This window comes from Pseudomonas sp. WOUb67, from assembly GCF_050058005.1.
In the GTDB taxonomy this organism is placed as follows: Bacteria; Pseudomonadota; Gammaproteobacteria; order Pseudomonadales; family Pseudomonadaceae; genus Aquipseudomonas; species Aquipseudomonas putida_R.
The window spans coordinates 3472907-3488309 of record NZ_CP170112.1 but is presented as its reverse complement, the minus strand read 5'-3'; the positions used below and the strand labels follow the sequence as shown (position 1 = coordinate 3488309).

Genomic DNA, 15403 nt, shown 5'->3' with positions numbered 1-15403 from the left:
TTTGCGCCCATCACGCCTTCCGGGCTCATCGAGGAAACCCCATGCACCGCTCCCTGCTACTGGCCGCCCTGCTCTGCGCCGCACAGGCTCATGCCCAGGCCAATGACGCTGCTTCGATCCCGCGCTCCGCCGGCCTGCCCTACGCCGCCGGCACCCTGGCCGACCGTATCGTGCTCACCCCCGGCCAGAACGCCGCCACGCAGATGGCCATCAGTTACCGCACCGACCTGGCCCAGGCCGACGCAATGCTGGAACTCGGCCCGGCCCTCGCCGGCCCTTCGCTGGCAGCCAAGGCCAGCCCGTTGGGTGGCAGCACCCAGCGCCTGGACAGCGACAACGGCCCAGCCAACTACCACCAGGTGCGCCTGGACCACCTGCAACCAGACACCGCCTACGTCTACCGGCTCAAGGGCAGCGCGGGCTGGAGCGAATGGCACCAGTTCCGCACGGCCAAGGCCACGTTCGCGCCGTTCTCGTTCATCTACCTGGGTGACACCCAGAACGACATCCTCGCCATCGCCTCGCGCACCATTCGCCAGGCGCTGCGCAGCGTGGCGCACCCTGCCCTGGTGGTGCACGCTGGCGACCTGGTGGCATCGCGCGACGATCTTGCCCACGACGATGAATGGGGTGAGTGGAACCAGGCCGGCGGCTGGTCGTACGCCGCCATTCCGCAACTCACCGCGTTCGGCAACCACGAGTACCTGGACACCCTCAACCCCGACGGCAGCGAAAGCCGCAGCCTCAGCCCCCATGTGCCGGCGCAGTTTGCCCTGCCACGCAACGGCGCCCCCGGCGTGGCGGCCACCAGCTATTTCAGCGATTACCAGAATGTGCGCTTCGTGGTGCTGGACGGCACCTCGGCGCTCGACCTGGGCACCCTGCAAGCGCAGACCGGCTGGCTGGAGCAAACCCTGAAAAGCAGCAAGGCCCAGTGGAACATCGTGGTCATGCACCAGCCGGTCTATACCTGTGCCCGCCCCGACGATACCGAGCCGCTCAAGGCCGCCTGGCAACCGCTGCTGGAGCGCTACAAGGTCGACCTGGTACTGCAAGGCCACGACCACTGCTACAGCCGCCTGACCCACGCCGAAGGGCGCGTGGCCACGCGTGCCGCACAGCAGGCCAAACAGGCAATCGGCCCGGTGTACATGGTCTCGGTGACCGGCTCGAAGATGTACGGCCTGAACGACCGCGCCCGCCACCAGCCGGACCGCACGGCCGAAGACACCCAGCTGTACCAGACCATCGCCGTCGAGCAGAACCGCCTGCTGGTGCGCACCTATTCGGCTGACGACCAGCTGTACGACGCGTTCGATATCACCCGTGATGCCAGAGGGCGCAAGTTCCTGCAGGAACCCAAGCTGGCGCTGGCCAACGAACGGTACTGCAAGGCCAGCGTGGGGCCGGACGGGCTCCCGTGCACCGCCCGGGACAAGTGAGCGTCATCGGATTGAGATAAACGCCTTGCATGCTGCTCTGCCTGTGCCGGCGACGGTGCCCACAGGCAACAACCCACTCACAGGACACCCCATGCGCCTCAGCCCCCTGTTCAAACAGCACGCCCTGACGCTGGCCGGCCTGGTACTGGCCGCCAACGCCGGCCTGCTCGTCTACCTGGCCGCCGGCACGCTCAAAGCCTGGGCCGAGATCAACTGGATGGACGTCGCCGGCGAAGGCGGCACCTGCCTGATCCTCTGCGGCTGGCTGGTCATGCTGCTGCGCGGGCGCCCTGCTGGCCGGGTCACCCGCCTGCTTTCGCTGGGCCTGTGCTTCATCGCCTTCTCGATGTGGATGGACACCCTCGACGAATTCATCCGCCTGCGCGACGACGCGGTCTGGGACAACTGGCTGGAGACTGCGCCCATGCCGCTGGGCATGCTGCTGCTGACCCTGGGCATGTACCACCTGCAGCAAGAACAGCACGCCATCACCGCGCAAATGCGCAAGCGTGAGCAACTGTTCCGCGAACACCGCCTGTTCGACAAGCTCACCCCGCTGTCCGGTGCCCGGTACCTGCGTCAGCACCTGCAGCAGGCCATTGCCCAGGCTGCCAGCGAACAGCAGGCGCTGTCGCTGATCGTCGTCGACCTGGACGATTTCAACCAGATCAACCAGCGCTATGGCCAGGAAGAAGGCGACCTGGTGCTGCAAGTGGTCGCCCAACTGCTGCTGCTCAACCTGCGCCAGCAGGACATACTCTGCCGCCTGGCCGGCGACCGCTTCGTCGCGGCGTTGCCCAACACCGGCGAGCGCCAGGCCCAGGCCATGGCCGAGGCCCTGCGCCAGAGCATCGCCCACCTCGCCCACCACACCGGCCGGCATGGCGAACGCCTGCACCTGACAGCCACGGTGGCCAGCGTGATGGCGCTGGACGAAGACGAAGACCACCTGCTCAAACGCCTCAACTACGCCTTGGCCCAAGCCAAGAATAACCAATCCCGCCAGGTGCAACGGGCATGAACGGCTATGACGGCGACAGCCGCTTCATCACCGCCCACCACCTGCCCGCCGCGCTGATCGACCTGGCGCGTTCGCGACAGATCGATACCCATCACCTGCTACGCGGCTGCGGGCTGTTCTACGACGACGTGGTCAGCGGCAAGGCGCTGATCAGCCCACAGCAGTTCCTTCGCCTGATCGGCAATGCGCAGCGCCTGCTGGATGCCGACGACAGCAGCTTCCTCTACGGCCAGCGCCTGTGGCCCGGGCACCACGGTGCCGCCAGCCTGCTGCTGGAGCAGGCTGATCACCTGCTGCAAGCCCTGGAGCGCATCGAGCAGTACCGCGCCCTCCTGTCGCCGTTGCTCAGCCCGGTGCTGCGCCTGGATGAGCACTACCTGCACCTGTACTGGCGGGAAAGCTGCGCCATCGACGAGCAGCGCCGCTTCCTGCTGGAATCCAGCATGACCGCAGTGGTCGCCCTCGCGCGCCGCCAGCAACAGGAGCACCTGCCCTGGCGTTTCCAGTTCCGCCATGCCGAACCGGCCTACGTCGAACAGTACTGGGTGCACCTGGGCGATTCCCTGGCCTTCGACTGCCCATCCACGGTGATGAGCCTGCCCCGGGAATACCTGCTGCGCGCCTGGCCGGGTGCCGGGTCGACCGCCCAGCACGTGGCACGCCAGGCCTGCGATGCACAGCTGGCGGCCTGGGGCTGGCGGGCGAGCTTTCTCGACCTGGTCTACGAGCACCTGCTCGGGCTGATTCGCCAGCCGCTGAACCTGGAACGGGTGGCCGCGGCCTTCGCCACCAGCCCCGCTTCGTTCAAGCGCCGCCTGGCCCGTCATGGTTCCAACTTCCAGGAGCAACTGGACCAGGTGCGCTGCGACCAGGCGCTGTACCTGTACCAGGTCAAGGGCTACAGCAACGACGCGGTTGCGCAGTACCTGGGCTTCAGCGACAGCACCAACTTCCGCCGTTCGTTCAAGCGCTGGACGGGGCGTGTGCCGAGTGAACTGGAAGCCTTGTGGGGCTGATGCTCAGGACTGTAGTGCCGGAATCACCAGCGCAAAAACCGCGGCCCTAGCGCCGCCCCCACAGCGGTCGGCACCAGCAACCCCAGTACGTACCACAGCCCCCAGAACGGCACAGCCATTTCCGGGCAATGCAGGCAATAAGCCAGAGTGGCCGTGGCCCCCGCAAGCAAGCCACCCGCAGCCCCGGCCTGCCGCAGGCGGGTGGGTGCCAGGCCGCGTATCGCCCAGAACACCGCAATGAAGGTGGGTACCGAGAGCAAGGTGATGTTCAGCGGGCAGGTGCGCCAGGTGCGCCCGAACAGCAGGTCCGCCCGGGCGTCCACCGGCGCGCCCATCAGGCTGATCGCCGCGCCCAGCCAGACGAGCAGCAGCGGCAGCCCCAAAAGGCCCCACAGCAGCCCCCCCTTCACACCCGGTCTGGCCAGCCGCTGAGTCAGCCACAGCGCCAGCAGCGCCAGGCTGCCGGGCAGGGCCAGCTTGGCCCAGAACAGCGGGGTGTGCGCCACCTGCGCCAGGTCGCCACGCACGCCGAAAATGGCCACCGTCAGCAGTACTGCGCCCAGCCCGCCGCCCAGCAGCGCCAGCAGCAAGCGCCGGCCCAGCGCGTGACAGTCCACCGGCCCTTCCCCGGCCGCCAGCAGGGCAATCAAGTCATCGGTCTTCATCGTCACCCTTGCCTCCAATCAGCTTGGCCAGTGCCTTCAGGCCCCGGTGGATGCCCACTTTTACCGCCGAACTGGAAAGACCGGTCATGCGCGCGGTCTCTTCCACCGACAACCCCTCCAGTTTGACATGGACGATGGGCAGCCGCTGGCGCGCCGGCAACTGCTCCAGGAGCTTGCCCAAGTCGCGTGTCGCCTGGGCCACTTCCTCCTCGCCGGGCGCGAACAGGTCGCTGTCATAGCTCAGTTCGTCGTGCAACGCGCCGTGGCGAGCGTAGCTGCGGTAGTGATCCGCCAGCTTGTAGCGGGCAATGGCCTGTACCCAGGCCGTCAACGGTTGCTGCGCCTGGTAGGTATGGCGGGCGTTGTGCACTGCCAACAACACCTCTTGCAGCATGTCTTCGACATCCGCGGGGCGTTGCCCCAGGCGCCGCAGCAAAAAGCCTCGCACATGCGTCGCCAGCGCTGCCAAAAATGCTCGATAGGCCGCTGCATCGCCCGCCAGCCCTTGTAGCAGCAATGCCTGCAACTGGGCCTCGCGCGCGCTTAGGGCCTGCTGAGAAGTAGTTCGTAGCATCGGCCACCCGGGTTACACCCAACGTGAAAGTTTTCCATTCGACGCGTGCCGCCTTCATACGGTAGGCGACTGGCACACCGCCGGAAAAAATTTTTCCAGCTGCTGTAACCCGTTCAACCCTTGCTGCGAACTACTCCATGAGCCGCCGGTAACCACCACGGCCCCCACTTCCCGGAGACGCATCATGAAAACCCTCGCCCTCGCCACTGCCGCACTCGCCCTGGCTTCGCTGGCCGGTGTTGCCATGGCCGCTGACGCGACCAACCCAACCACCACTGGCGCCGCCATGGAAAAATGCTACGGCGTCGCCATGGCTGGCAAGAACGACTGCAAGGCCGGCGCCGGTACCAGCTGCGCCGGTAGCGCCAAGATGGACTATGACGGCATGCACTGGAAGAACGTGCCCGCAGGCACCTGCACGTCCATCAAGACGCCCAATGGCATGGGCTCGCTGACCCCGCTCAAGTCCTGAGCGCAGGCCGCCGATCATGAACGGGACTTGCTGTTTAGGCGCCGGCCTTGGGCTGAAGGCTGAGCACTATGCCGACGTTTGGGCATGCCGGGCCAACGGGCTGTGGTTTGAAGTGCACCCGGAAAACTACATGCTCGGCGGCCCACGCATGGCCTGGCTACAACGCATTGCCGAACACCATCCGCTGTCGCTGCACGGTGTCGCGCTGTCGCTGGCAGCGGACACCGCGCCAGATGAAACGCACCTGCGCCGCCTGCGGGCGCTGATCGACCAGGTGCAGCCGGCGCTGGTATCGGAACACCTGGCATGGTCGAGCTGGCGCGGGCAATACCTCCCCGACCTGCTGCCTTTTCCCCGCAGCGACGAAGCCCTGGCCCGCATCAGCGACAACGTGCAGCGCACCCAGGAGGCGCTGGGGCGCAGCATTTCGCTGGAAAACCCCAGCCACTACCTGCCCATGGAGGGGCATGACTGGGACGAAATCGACTTTTTAGCCGAACTGGCGCGGCGCACGGGGTGCGGCCTGTTGCTGGACGTCAACAACGTGCACGTCAGTGCCCACAACCTCGGGTTCGACGCCGCAGCGTACCTGGCTCGATTCCCGGCCCAGGCCATCAGCGAAATCCACCTGGCCGGCCACAGCCACGACGCCCAGGCCAGCCTGCTGATCGATTCCCATGACGCCGCCATCGCCGCGCCGGTCTGGGCCCTGTACCAGCAGTTGCTCACCCGCATCGGCCCGCGCCCGACCCTGATCGAGCGTGACGGCAACCTGCCCGCGTTCACCGAGTTGCTGGCCGAACGCGACACCGCCCAGGCACTGCTCGATAGCGCAGGAGCACGACCATGACGCTTTCCCTTGGCCAGTTTCAGACCGCCTTCGTCGACGCGCTGTATCACCGCCCTGCCACGCAACTCGCCGCGCTGACCGGGCACGCTGCCTTTGCGGTGTACCGCAACACCGTGCTCGCGGGTTGCGTCGATGCCCTGCGCGCAAACTTCCCCAGTGTCGAAGCGCTCACCGGCCCGGCCTGGATGCAGGACGCCGCTACCGCCTATGCGCAACGCACGCCCCCCGACGACCCGCGGCTGATCCGCTATGGCGCGGCCTTCGCCGACTTTCTCGAACAGATGCAGGCCCAGCACGGCCTGCCGTACCTGGCCGACGTCGCACGCCTGGATTTCGCCTGGTGCGAGGCGTTCAGCGCCCCTCGCGAGCCTTGCCTCGCGCTTGCCGACCTGGCCGGCATGACGGCCACCGACCTGGCCAACAGTTACCTGGCCCCACGCAGCAGCGTGCGTTGGCGCTGGTTCGCACGGCACCCGGCGTTCAGCCTGTGGCAGCACAGCCGCGAAGGCCTGGCGTGGCCGCATGACCAGCCCTGGGTCGCCGAAGGTGCTTTGTTCAGCGGCACCGCCGACGGTGTCGCCCAGCAAGCGCTAGAGGTCGGCGGCTGCGCCTTTCTCGATGCCTGCGCCCAAGGTTTGCCTTTGGAGCAGGCTTCACAGGTTGCACTCGCGCGCCAACCCGACCTGGACTTCACCGACCTGCTCGGCCGGTTGCTGGCAGCCCAGGCCTTCCGTCCACTTGCATTCGCCTGAAGGAAACGCCATGGACACCCTCCACGCCACCCGCCCCGACAGCCTGCGCCAACGCTGGAACCACCTCGCCGATCGTACACAGCTACTGCTCGGCGACACCCTGCTGTGCCTGGTGGCGCGCATGGCCATCGCCTCGACCTTCTTTCTGTCCGGGCGCACCAAGGTCGAGGGGTTTCTCAGCATTACACCCAGTACCTATGACCTGTTCCAGAGCGAGTATGCCCTGCCGCTGGTTTCCCCCTGGCTGGCAGCCCACCTGGCCACCTATGCCGAACACCTCTTCCCCCTGTTGCTGGTGCTCGGCCTGTTTACCCGGCTGTCGGCGCTGGCCCTGCTGGGCATGACCACGGTGATCGAGATTTTCGTCTACCCGGATGCCTGGCCGACCCATCTGACGTGGGCGGGCTTGTTACTAATGCTGATCGCGCGGGGCGCCGGAGCGTTGTCGCTGGACCGGGCCATGGGCTTGCGATGAGCCTCTAGCAGTGGGCCGGTTCGTCGGTCTGCGGCCCCACGCTTTTTTTGAACTCCAGGTGCAGGCGCCCTCTCCCAATCAAGAGACCGCGAACTGTCCCGGAGCCCGCCATGGCCAAGCCCCTGCAGGAGTACCAGCGCAAGCGTGACTTCAACGCCACACCCGAGCCGGCCGGCAAACGCGCGCATCCACGGCCGGCTCACGGGTTGCAGTACTGCATCCAGAAGCACGACGCCAGCCACCTGCACTATGACTTTCGCCTGGAGCTGGATGGCACCCTTAAAAGCTGGGCGATTCCCAAGGGCCCGTCCCTGGACCCCAAGGTCCGCCGCCTGGCCGTGCATGTAGAAGACCACCCGCTGGACTACGCCAGTTTCGAAGGGCACATCCCCGAAGGCCACTACGGCGCCGGCGACGTGATCGTGTGGGACCGAGGGCTTTGGGAGCCCGAAGGCGACCCGCGTGAGGCCTATGCCAAGGGCAAGCTGCGCTTTCGCCTGCAAGGTGAAAAGCTGTCGGGCGTCTGGAACCTGTTTCGTACCCACCTGGCGGGCAAGAAAGAGCAGTGGATGCTGGTCAAGTCCCACGATGGCGAGGCTCGCAGCGAAACGGACTACAGCATTGTCGAAGCCCTGCCGGACAGCGTGTTGAGCGACCGCACACTGGTACCCCGCCGCCCAGCCAAGGCGGCGACCTCCACGCGCAAGCGCAAGGCCAGCCCTGGCGCCCTACCCGACATGCTCCAGCCGCAGCTGGCAACCCTGGCCGACTCGCCCCCCGGCGGTGATTGGCGGTACGAGGTCAAGTTCGATGGTTACCGCATGCTGGCCCGCATCGACGGGGACGATGTGCGCCTGTTCACCCGCAATGGCCACGACTGGAGCGCCAAGCTGCCCCATCAGGTGGAAGCGCTGAAAGCGCTGGGGCTCGACTCGGCCTGGCTGGACGGTGAGATGGTGGTCGCAGACGACAATGGCGTGGCCGACTTCCAGGCGTTGCAGGCCGCCTTCGACAGCGAGCATGACGATGACATTACCTACTACCTGTTCGACCTGCCGTGGCTCGGCGGCAAGGACCTGCGTGAATTGCCGGTACAAGACCGCCGGGCGACCCTGGCCAAGCTGCTGAAGCACAACGCATCGGCCATCCTGAAGTTTTCCGAAGACTTCAACCAGCCGGTCGACGCGTTGCTCGACAGCGCCTGCCGGCTAGGGCTGGAAGGCCTGATCGGCAAGCGCGCCGACAGCCCCTACGTTGGCCGGCGCAGCAGCGACTGGATCAAGCTCAAGTGCAAGCAACGCCAGGAGTTCGTGATCGTCGGCTACACCGCGCCCAAAGGCAGCCGCCAAGGCTTCGGCGCCCTGCTGCTGGCGCTGCACGACACCGACAGCGGCCAGTTGCGCTACGCCGGCAAAGTCGGCACCGGCTTCAGTGCCGCCACGCTGGAAAGCATCCTTACCCGCCTGAAACCCCTGCACACCGCCAAGCCGCCCCTGCCTGAGCCCCCCAGCGGTGCCGATGCGCGGGGCGTGCACTGGCTAAAGCCCGAGCTGCTGGCCGAAGTCGCCTACGCCCAGATGACCCGCACAGGCATCGTGCGCCACGCGGTGTTTCACGGGCTGCGCGACGACAAGCCCGCCACTGCCATTGCCCTGGAACGTGCCATGCCGGCAAAGAACGCAGCACACACTGAGCCCAAGGGCCTGGGCAACCTCCGCCTGACCCACCCCGACCGCGTGATCGACAAGACCAGTGGTACCACCAAGCGGCAGGTCGCGGAGTACTACGCCCAAGTCGCCGACTGGCTGCTGCCACAACTCGAACATCGCCCCGTAGCGCTGGTCCGCGCCCCGGAAGGCCTGGACGGCGAGCTGTTCTTTCAGAAGCACGCGGGGCAGTTGCACATCCCCGATCTGACCAGCTACACCAAGGCCCAGGCCGGCCAGGCGGCAATGGTGCTCAACAGCGCCGACAGCCTGTTGGGCGCAGTACAGATGAACATGCTTGAACTGCACACCTGGAACGCCACCGACAAGAACTTCGACAGGCCTGACCGCTTCATCCTCGACCTGGACCCCGACCCGGCACTGCCGTGGAAGGCCATGCTCGAGGCCACCCAGCTGACCCTCACCCTGCTTGATGAGCTGGGCCTCAAGGTGTTTCTCAAGACCAGCGGCGGCAAAGGCATGCACCTGGTCGTGCCGCTCACCCGTCGGGCCGGCTGGGACGAAGTAAAGGACTTCAGCCATGCCATCGTCAAACACCTGGCAGGCCTGTTCCCGGACCGGCTCAGCGCGGTCTCCGGCCCCAAGAACCGGGTCGGGCGCATCTTCATCGACTACCTGCGCAACGGCAAGGGCGCTACCACCGTGGCCGCCTACTCGCTGCGCGCCCGCGAAGGCCTGCCAGTGTCGGTGCCGATCTGGCGCGAAGAACTGCCCAAAATCAAAAGTGCCAACCAATGGAATATCGGCAACTTGCACGCGCGGCTTGCGCAGCTGGACGACCCCTGGGCCGAGCTGGGCTCGACCCGGCAATCGATCACCCTGCGCATGCGCAAGCAACTGGGGATCGCATGATGGACTTCGCCCACCTCGATAACCTGCTGCAACGCTTCGCTACCCGTAAGCGGGCCATCGACCTCGACCCCTTGCTGCCTGAACTGTTGCAGGTACTTCGAGCCGAACAGCTTGACCTGCTGCCATTGCCGGGCCACGGGCGCACCCTCGAGCGCTGGCAGGCATTGGCGCGGGTCGCCGGATGCGATCTGGGCCTGGCCAAGCTGTATGAGGGCCACACCGATGCCTTGGCGATCCTCGCCGAGTGCGGCGCCGCCCAGCCTGCTCACGACGGTATCTGGGGCATGTGGGCCGCCGAGCCGCCGGATGCCAGGGCCCACATCGTCGCGCGCCATGGCCAACGGGTTCAACTGCAAGGCCGCAAGGCTTGGTGCTCGGGCGCGTTGCAAATCAATTGGGCATTGCTGACCGCCTGGGAAAATGACCAGCCACAGCTGGTAGCCGTCGAACTGTCACACCGCAGCCAGCGCATCCAGACCGAGCAATGGCAGGCCGTGGGCATGGCCAGCACCGCCAGTGTCACCGTTGAATTCGACGACTCGCCGGGGCTGGCCATCGGCGCACCCGGCCAGTACCTGTCGCGCCCTGGCTTCTGGCAGGGCGGCGCGGGTATCGCTGCCTGCTGGTACGGCGCCGCCGAGGCATTGGCAGGCTACCTGCGCGAGCACTGCAGCAAACCTCGGCCCGACCCCCATGCCGATGCTCATCTGGGGGCGGTCGATGCAGCCTTGTACGGTGCCCGCGCCGCCCTTCGCGAGTGCGCCGCGTGGATCGACCAGCATCCCAAGGACGACGCCAGTTTTGAAGTACGCCGCACCCGCGCCCAGATCGAGCAGGCAGTCGAACAGGTCATTCAGCATGTTGGCCGAGCGCTGGGGGCCACACCCTTCTGCCGCAGCAGCCATTTCGCCCGGCTCAGCGCCGACCTGCCGGTGTACCTGCGCCAGAGCCACGCCGAGCGCGACTTGGCCGAACTGGGTCAGCAAGTGGCCCGCACACCGACAGGAGCATGGCAGCTATGAACGAGAACCTGATTGATGCGGCCACGGGCACGCCATGGAGCGACTGGCAACATTCCGCGCACCTGGCACGCGCTACCTGGCTTGCGCCCGAGCAGCTGTGCCCACCCGGCCGACGCCTGGTGCTGCTGGCGCCGCACCCGGACGACGAGGTGCTCATGGCCGGCGGGCTGCTTGCCAGTTTTCGCGGGCGTGAACAGGACCTGGTGCTGATTTCCGCCACCAACGGCGAAGGCAGCCACCCGCAGTCCCCCCACTGGACCGAGCAGCGCTTGCGTCACCAGCGCCCGCTGGAAAGCCGGCATGCCTTGCAGCAACTGGACCTGGACCTCAACCGCCTGGACTGGCGGCGGCTCAACCTCAAGGACGGCGCACTGCCCCGCGATGAGGCTTTCCTGATCCGCCACCTGGAGCAGTTGCTGGAGCCCGACGACCTGCTGCTGACCACCTGGCGTGGCGACGGCCATTGCGACCATGAAGCAGCAGGCCGCGCCGCTGCCCAAGCGGCCCAGGCGCGCGGGGCACAGCTGGCCGAAGCGCCCGTGTGGGCCTGGCACTGGGCCGCACCGGACGACCCTCGCCTGCCATGGTCGCGGGCGCATCGCCTGCAGGTCGACGAAACGCGCCAGGCTCGCAAGCGCGAGGCCTTGGCTGCCCATACCAGCCAGTTGCAGCCCGACGGTGACCGCCCGCCGGTGGTACCGGCGCATTTGCAGGCGTGCTTGCTGCAACCCTTTGAACTGGTCTTCCTGTGATGGAGTCGCCATGAGCCTCGACGCGCAATATTTCGCCGACCTGTACGCCGACAGCGATGACCCCTGGGCGTTTCGCACCCGCTGGTACGAGCGGCGCAAGCGCGACCTGCTGCTGGCCAGCCTGCCCCGTCAGCGCTACGAGCGCGTGTTCGAGCCGGCCTGTGCCAACGGCGAACTGAGCGTGCTGCTGGCCGAGCGTTGCGCCAGCTTGCTGTGCCAGGACATCGACCCGACCGCCGTGGGGCTGGCTCACCAGCGCCTGGGCACCGCGCACCACGCCCATGTCGAGCAGGGGCATCTGCCGGGCGACTGGCCAGGCGGGCAGTTCGACCTGATCGTGCTCAGCGAAATCGGCTACTACCTCGACCCCACCGATTGGCTGCAAGTGATCGAGCAAGCGGTGGCCAGCCTCACGGGCGATGGCGCCCTGCTCGCCTGCCACTGGCGCCACCCCATTGCCGGCTGCCCGCAGGATGGCCGTGAGGTTCATGCCCTGCTGGCAAGGCACCTGCCGCTGTATCCGCTGTTGCGTCACGAAGAGGCGGACTTTTTGCTCGAGTACTGGACGTGCCAGCCCAGCGTGGTCGACCTGAATGAGCGCTGCCCATGATCGCCGTCATCATTCCCGCCCACAACGAGGCCCGGCGCCTGGGGCACTGCCTCAAGGCGGTCAAGGCTGCAAGCGCGCGAGCTGAGGCGGCAGGCTTTGCGGTAGAAGTGCTGGTGGTGCTGGACCGTTGCAGCGACACCAGTGCGCGGGTGGCCCGACGCCACGGGGTGCATACCCTTGAAGTGGACGCAGGCAATGTCGGCGTGGCCCGGCGAGCAGGCGCGGCATGGATGATCGCCCGTGGCGCCCAATGGCTGGCGTGCACCGACGCCGACAGCCGCGTCCCGCAACACTGGCTGACCTCGCAGTTGCAATGGCGCGCCGAGGTGGTGTGCGGCACGGTGCACATCGAGCGTTGGCAACCCTGGCAAAGCATCGCCCTGCGCCGGTTGTACCGCAGCCTTTACCAGGCCCGTGAGGGGCATCGGCATATTCATGGCGCCAACCTCGGCGTGTGCGCCAAGGCCTACGAACGCGTTGGCGGGTTCCAGCCATTGCCGGCCCACGAGGATGTTCAACTGGTGCTGGCCCTGCAAGCCAGTGGGGCGGAGATTGTCTGGACCGCTGAGCACAGCGTGGCCACCAGCAGCCGGCGTGATAGCCGGGCAAAGCAGGGGTTCGGCGACTACCTCAGTGGGCTGGAAGGCCAGGTGTGAGCACCTGGCGAGTCTCCACCCTCAGGAGGCCTTGCGTGGTCGTTTGGTAGCCGGTTTTGTTGCGCCCTTGGCCTTGCCGCCGAGGCTGCGTTTGAGCAATTCGGTGAGGTCGAGGATATCCGCGCTTTTCTCCTCGTCGGCGCCCTCCCCTTTGGCCACTGTCTCGATCTTGCCCTTGCTGGCCTTCTCTTCCACCAGGTCGAGAATGGTCTGGCGAAACGCATCGTGGTACTCGTCCGGGGCCCAGGGTCCACTCATGTCTTCGACCAGGCGTTTGGCCATGCCCAATTCGCGCTTGTCGACCTTGGCATCGGTCACGCTCTTGTCCAGCTCCAGGGTTTCAACACTGCGCACCTCCTCGGGCCAGCGCAGGGTGATCAGCACCAAGGCGTCTTCCAGTGGCCGCAGCAGCGCCAGGTGCTGACGGGTATGCAGCACCACGGTGGCCAGGGCTACCTTGCCGGTGCTTTCCAGCGTGTCGCGCAGCAGTGCATAGACTTTGCCGCCGCGCCGGTCAGGGCTCAGGTAGTAAGGTGTGTCAAAGTGCTGAAGTGGAATTTCGCCAGCCTGCACGAACGAGAAGATATCGATGGTCTGGGTCGCTTCGGGGCGCGCATCGCGGATCTCCTGCTCACTGATCACCACGTAGCGGCCCTTCTCGTACTCCACGCCCTTGACGATGTTGTCCTTGTCGATTTCCTTGCCGGTGACCTTGTTCACCCGCTTGTAGCCCACCGGCTCCATGCTGCGCTTGTCGAGCCAGTCAAAATCCACCCGCTCGGAGCTCACCGCAACGTTGAGCGAAACCGGGATGTGCACCAGCCCGAAACTGATTGCGCCTTTCCAGATAGCCCGCGCCATGTCGACCTCCTATGGGTTACCAGCGAACGGAGCACGTACTAAGACTGACTGACGACGGGTACGAAGGTTTAGTTTGGTTGCTCGACGGCAACGGGGGCGTGGAGTACCGGATAAATTGACCCGACTGCAAGCGGCCGAACCCTCAGCTGGAGACCACCCGCCGAGCATCCCTTCGCACGGCTTGAGGGGGAACCCCAAAACCACGGATGAACACCTCCCGCATATGCCGGCGGTCCCTGAAGCCGGTCTCCCTGGCCACCACATCCAGGCTGTGCAGGCTCTGCTCGATCATCAACCGGGCAGCCTCCAGCCGCAGGCTCTCGACGGCCCTGGCCGGTGACTGTCCGGTCTCGGCATAATCCCAGTTTTGGAGCCGCTTTGCGGCCCATCGCCGGCAAGCCGGGCTCCCACAGGTACAGCGCAATATTTGAGGGGTGCACCGTACCTGTGGGAGCCTGGCTTGCCGGCGATGGGCTGCGCAGCAGCCCCAAATTGCTTTTGTGTGGAGCGACCAGTCCAGGTCACGGGCGCTTCACACCATTTTCACTTCAAGCGAGAAAGTCTTACTCCACTCGGGCTGTTTTTTGAGTGAATCGAAACGAATAGTCTAAACCCACTTTTCGCATCCCCAAGAGGCAACGCCAATGAAGGCAGTCGTTTACACCCAGCCCGGTCTACCGATCCACGACCCACAAGCGCTGTATGACGCGCAGCTGCCCACGCCAAAACCGGGGGCCCGTGACCTGCTTGTCGAAGTCCGGGCAATTGCCGTCAACCCGGTCGATACCAAGATCCGTGCAAGCCGTGGCGGTGAGCAACCCCAAGTGCTCGGCTGGGACGCTGTCGGCGTCGTCCGCGAAATAGGCCCTGAGGTGACGTTGTTCCAACCGGGCGATGAGGTTTTCTATGCCGGTGCCATTGACCGCCCGGGCAGCTACAGCGAGCTTCATGTCGTGGACGAACGCATTGTCGGGCATAAGCCCCGCAGCCTGGACAACGCCAGCGCCGCCGCCTTGCCACTCACCTCCATTACCGCCTGGGAGCTGCTGTTCGACCGCCTGGGCGTTGAAGAAAACGGCGGCAAGCACCGAAGCCTTCTGGTGGTGGGTGCTGCCGGCGGGGTTGGCTCGATCCTGGTTCAACTCGCCCGCAAGCTCACACAACTCACGGTCATTGGCACCGCCTCGAGGCCCGAAACCCAGGCCTGGGTGCAGCAAGCGGGAGCCCACCATGTGATCGACCACTCCGAGTCGATTCCACTGCAGTTGGAAGCGCTCAAGCTGGGGCCGGTCGATTACGTCATCAGCCTGACCCACACAGACACGTACCTTGCGCAACTGGTGGAAGTGCTTCGCCCACAAGGCAAGCTCGCGCTGATCGACGACCCGGCGCAACTGGATGTCATGCCGCTCAAGCGCAAGTCCCTTTCACTGCACTGGGAGCTGATGTTCACGCGCTCGCTGTACAAGACCGAAGACATGATCAAGCAGCACCAATTGCTTGAGCGCGTTTCGCGGCTGGTCGATGATGGCACGCTCAAAACGACCCTGGGCGAGCACTACGGCACGATCAACGCCGAGCACCTCAAGCGCGCCCACGCCATGATCGAGAGTGGCAAAGCACGCGGCAAGATCGTGCTGGAAGGTTTCTGACGCC

General features: G+C 65.9%; 17 protein-coding genes. 13 read left to right on the top strand and 4 right to left on the bottom strand.

Annotated elements, in window-relative coordinates; translation table 11 throughout:
* Nucleotides 1-41: 41 nt before the first annotated feature.
* From ABOC32_RS15615 to ABOC32_RS15605, 3 genes are all read left to right on the top strand, one after another.
* Complete coding sequence (locus tag ABOC32_RS15615) at nucleotides 42-1442, top strand: metallophosphoesterase (RefSeq protein WP_426807846.1); 1401 nt, start codon at nucleotides 42-44, stop codon at nucleotides 1440-1442.
* A gap of 91 nt (nucleotides 1443-1533) precedes the next feature.
* Complete coding sequence (locus ABOC32_RS15610; protein WP_426807845.1) at nucleotides 1534-2463, top strand: GGDEF domain-containing protein; 930 nt, start codon at nucleotides 1534-1536, stop codon at nucleotides 2461-2463.
* Nucleotides 2460-3479: an AraC family transcriptional regulator gene (locus ABOC32_RS15605; protein WP_234225269.1), complete on the top strand. Its 1020-nt coding sequence runs from the start codon at nucleotides 2460-2462 to the stop codon at nucleotides 3477-3479. Before ABOC32_RS15610 ends, ABOC32_RS15605 begins: the two co-directional genes overlap by 4 nt.
* 23 nt (nucleotides 3480-3502) lie before the next feature.
* Here ABOC32_RS15605 and ABOC32_RS15600 read toward each other — a convergent pair whose 3' ends face one another.
* Nucleotides 3503-4144, bottom strand: coding sequence for a DUF1109 domain-containing protein (locus ABOC32_RS15600; protein WP_426807844.1), 642 nt, complete (start codon nucleotides 4142-4144; stop codon nucleotides 3503-3505).
* Entirely contained in the window at nucleotides 4131-4718 is a 588-nt protein-coding gene (locus tag ABOC32_RS15595; protein ID WP_426807843.1) for a sigma-70 family RNA polymerase sigma factor, read from the bottom strand. The genes ABOC32_RS15600 and ABOC32_RS15595 overlap by 14 nt, the downstream gene beginning before the upstream one ends.
* 184 nt (nucleotides 4719-4902) lie before the next feature.
* Here ABOC32_RS15595 and ABOC32_RS15590 point away from each other — a divergent pair, with 184 nt between their 5' ends.
* The 9 genes from ABOC32_RS15590 to ABOC32_RS15550 all read left to right on the top strand — a co-directional run bounded on the left by ABOC32_RS15590 (nucleotide 4903) and on the right by ABOC32_RS15550 (nucleotide 12886).
* Nucleotides 4903-5190: a BufA1 family periplasmic bufferin-type metallophore gene (locus tag ABOC32_RS15590; protein ID WP_086977301.1), complete on the top strand. Its 288-nt coding sequence runs from the start codon at nucleotides 4903-4905 to the stop codon at nucleotides 5188-5190.
* A gap of 16 nt (nucleotides 5191-5206) precedes the next feature.
* Nucleotides 5207-6040, top strand: coding sequence for a DUF692 domain-containing protein (locus ABOC32_RS15585; RefSeq protein WP_426807842.1), 834 nt, complete (start codon nucleotides 5207-5209; stop codon nucleotides 6038-6040).
* On the top strand, nucleotides 6037-6792 hold the full coding sequence (locus ABOC32_RS15580; RefSeq protein WP_426807841.1) for a DNA-binding domain-containing protein: 756 nt from the start codon (nucleotides 6037-6039) through the stop codon (nucleotides 6790-6792). The genes ABOC32_RS15585 and ABOC32_RS15580 overlap by 4 nt, the downstream gene beginning before the upstream one ends.
* 10 nt (nucleotides 6793-6802) lie before the next feature.
* Nucleotides 6803-7267: a DoxX family protein gene (locus tag ABOC32_RS15575; protein WP_426807840.1), complete on the top strand. Its 465-nt coding sequence runs from the start codon at nucleotides 6803-6805 to the stop codon at nucleotides 7265-7267.
* Between the two features lie 110 nt (nucleotides 7268-7377).
* Nucleotides 7378-9846, top strand: coding sequence for a DNA ligase D (gene ligD, locus ABOC32_RS15570; protein ID WP_426807839.1), 2469 nt, complete (start codon nucleotides 7378-7380; stop codon nucleotides 9844-9846).
* Nucleotides 9846-10868: an acyl-CoA dehydrogenase gene (locus tag ABOC32_RS15565; protein WP_426811610.1), complete on the top strand. Its 1023-nt coding sequence runs from the start codon at nucleotides 9846-9848 to the stop codon at nucleotides 10866-10868. Before ligD ends, ABOC32_RS15565 begins: the two co-directional genes overlap by 1 nt.
* Nucleotides 10865-11620: a PIG-L deacetylase family protein gene (locus ABOC32_RS15560; protein ID WP_426807838.1), complete on the top strand. Its 756-nt coding sequence runs from the start codon at nucleotides 10865-10867 to the stop codon at nucleotides 11618-11620. The genes ABOC32_RS15565 and ABOC32_RS15560 overlap by 4 nt, the downstream gene beginning before the upstream one ends.
* A 10-nt stretch (nucleotides 11621-11630) precedes the next feature.
* Complete coding sequence (locus tag ABOC32_RS15555) at nucleotides 11631-12230, top strand: class I SAM-dependent methyltransferase (protein ID WP_426807837.1); 600 nt, start codon at nucleotides 11631-11633, stop codon at nucleotides 12228-12230.
* On the top strand, nucleotides 12227-12886 hold the full coding sequence (locus ABOC32_RS15550; RefSeq protein ID WP_426807836.1) for a glycosyltransferase: 660 nt from the start codon (nucleotides 12227-12229) through the stop codon (nucleotides 12884-12886). Before ABOC32_RS15555 ends, ABOC32_RS15550 begins: the two co-directional genes overlap by 4 nt.
* A gap of 21 nt (nucleotides 12887-12907) precedes the next feature.
* Here the strand turns inward: ABOC32_RS15550 and ABOC32_RS15545 are convergent, their stop codons facing one another.
* Both ABOC32_RS15545 and ABOC32_RS15540 read right to left on the bottom strand, forming a co-directional pair.
* Complete coding sequence (locus tag ABOC32_RS15545) at nucleotides 12908-13747, bottom strand: Ku protein (RefSeq protein ID WP_426807835.1); 840 nt, start codon at nucleotides 13745-13747, stop codon at nucleotides 12908-12910.
* 142 nt (nucleotides 13748-13889) lie between these two features.
* Entirely contained in the window at nucleotides 13890-14171 is a 282-nt protein-coding gene (locus ABOC32_RS15540) for a helix-turn-helix domain-containing protein (protein ID WP_426807834.1), read from the bottom strand.
* A gap of 220 nt (nucleotides 14172-14391) precedes the next feature.
* Between ABOC32_RS15540 and ABOC32_RS15535 the strand changes: the two genes are divergently transcribed.
* Nucleotides 14392-15399: a zinc-binding alcohol dehydrogenase family protein gene (locus tag ABOC32_RS15535; RefSeq protein ID WP_426807833.1), complete on the top strand. Its 1008-nt coding sequence runs from the start codon at nucleotides 14392-14394 to the stop codon at nucleotides 15397-15399.
* The last annotated feature ends 4 nt before the right edge of the window (nucleotides 15400-15403 follow it).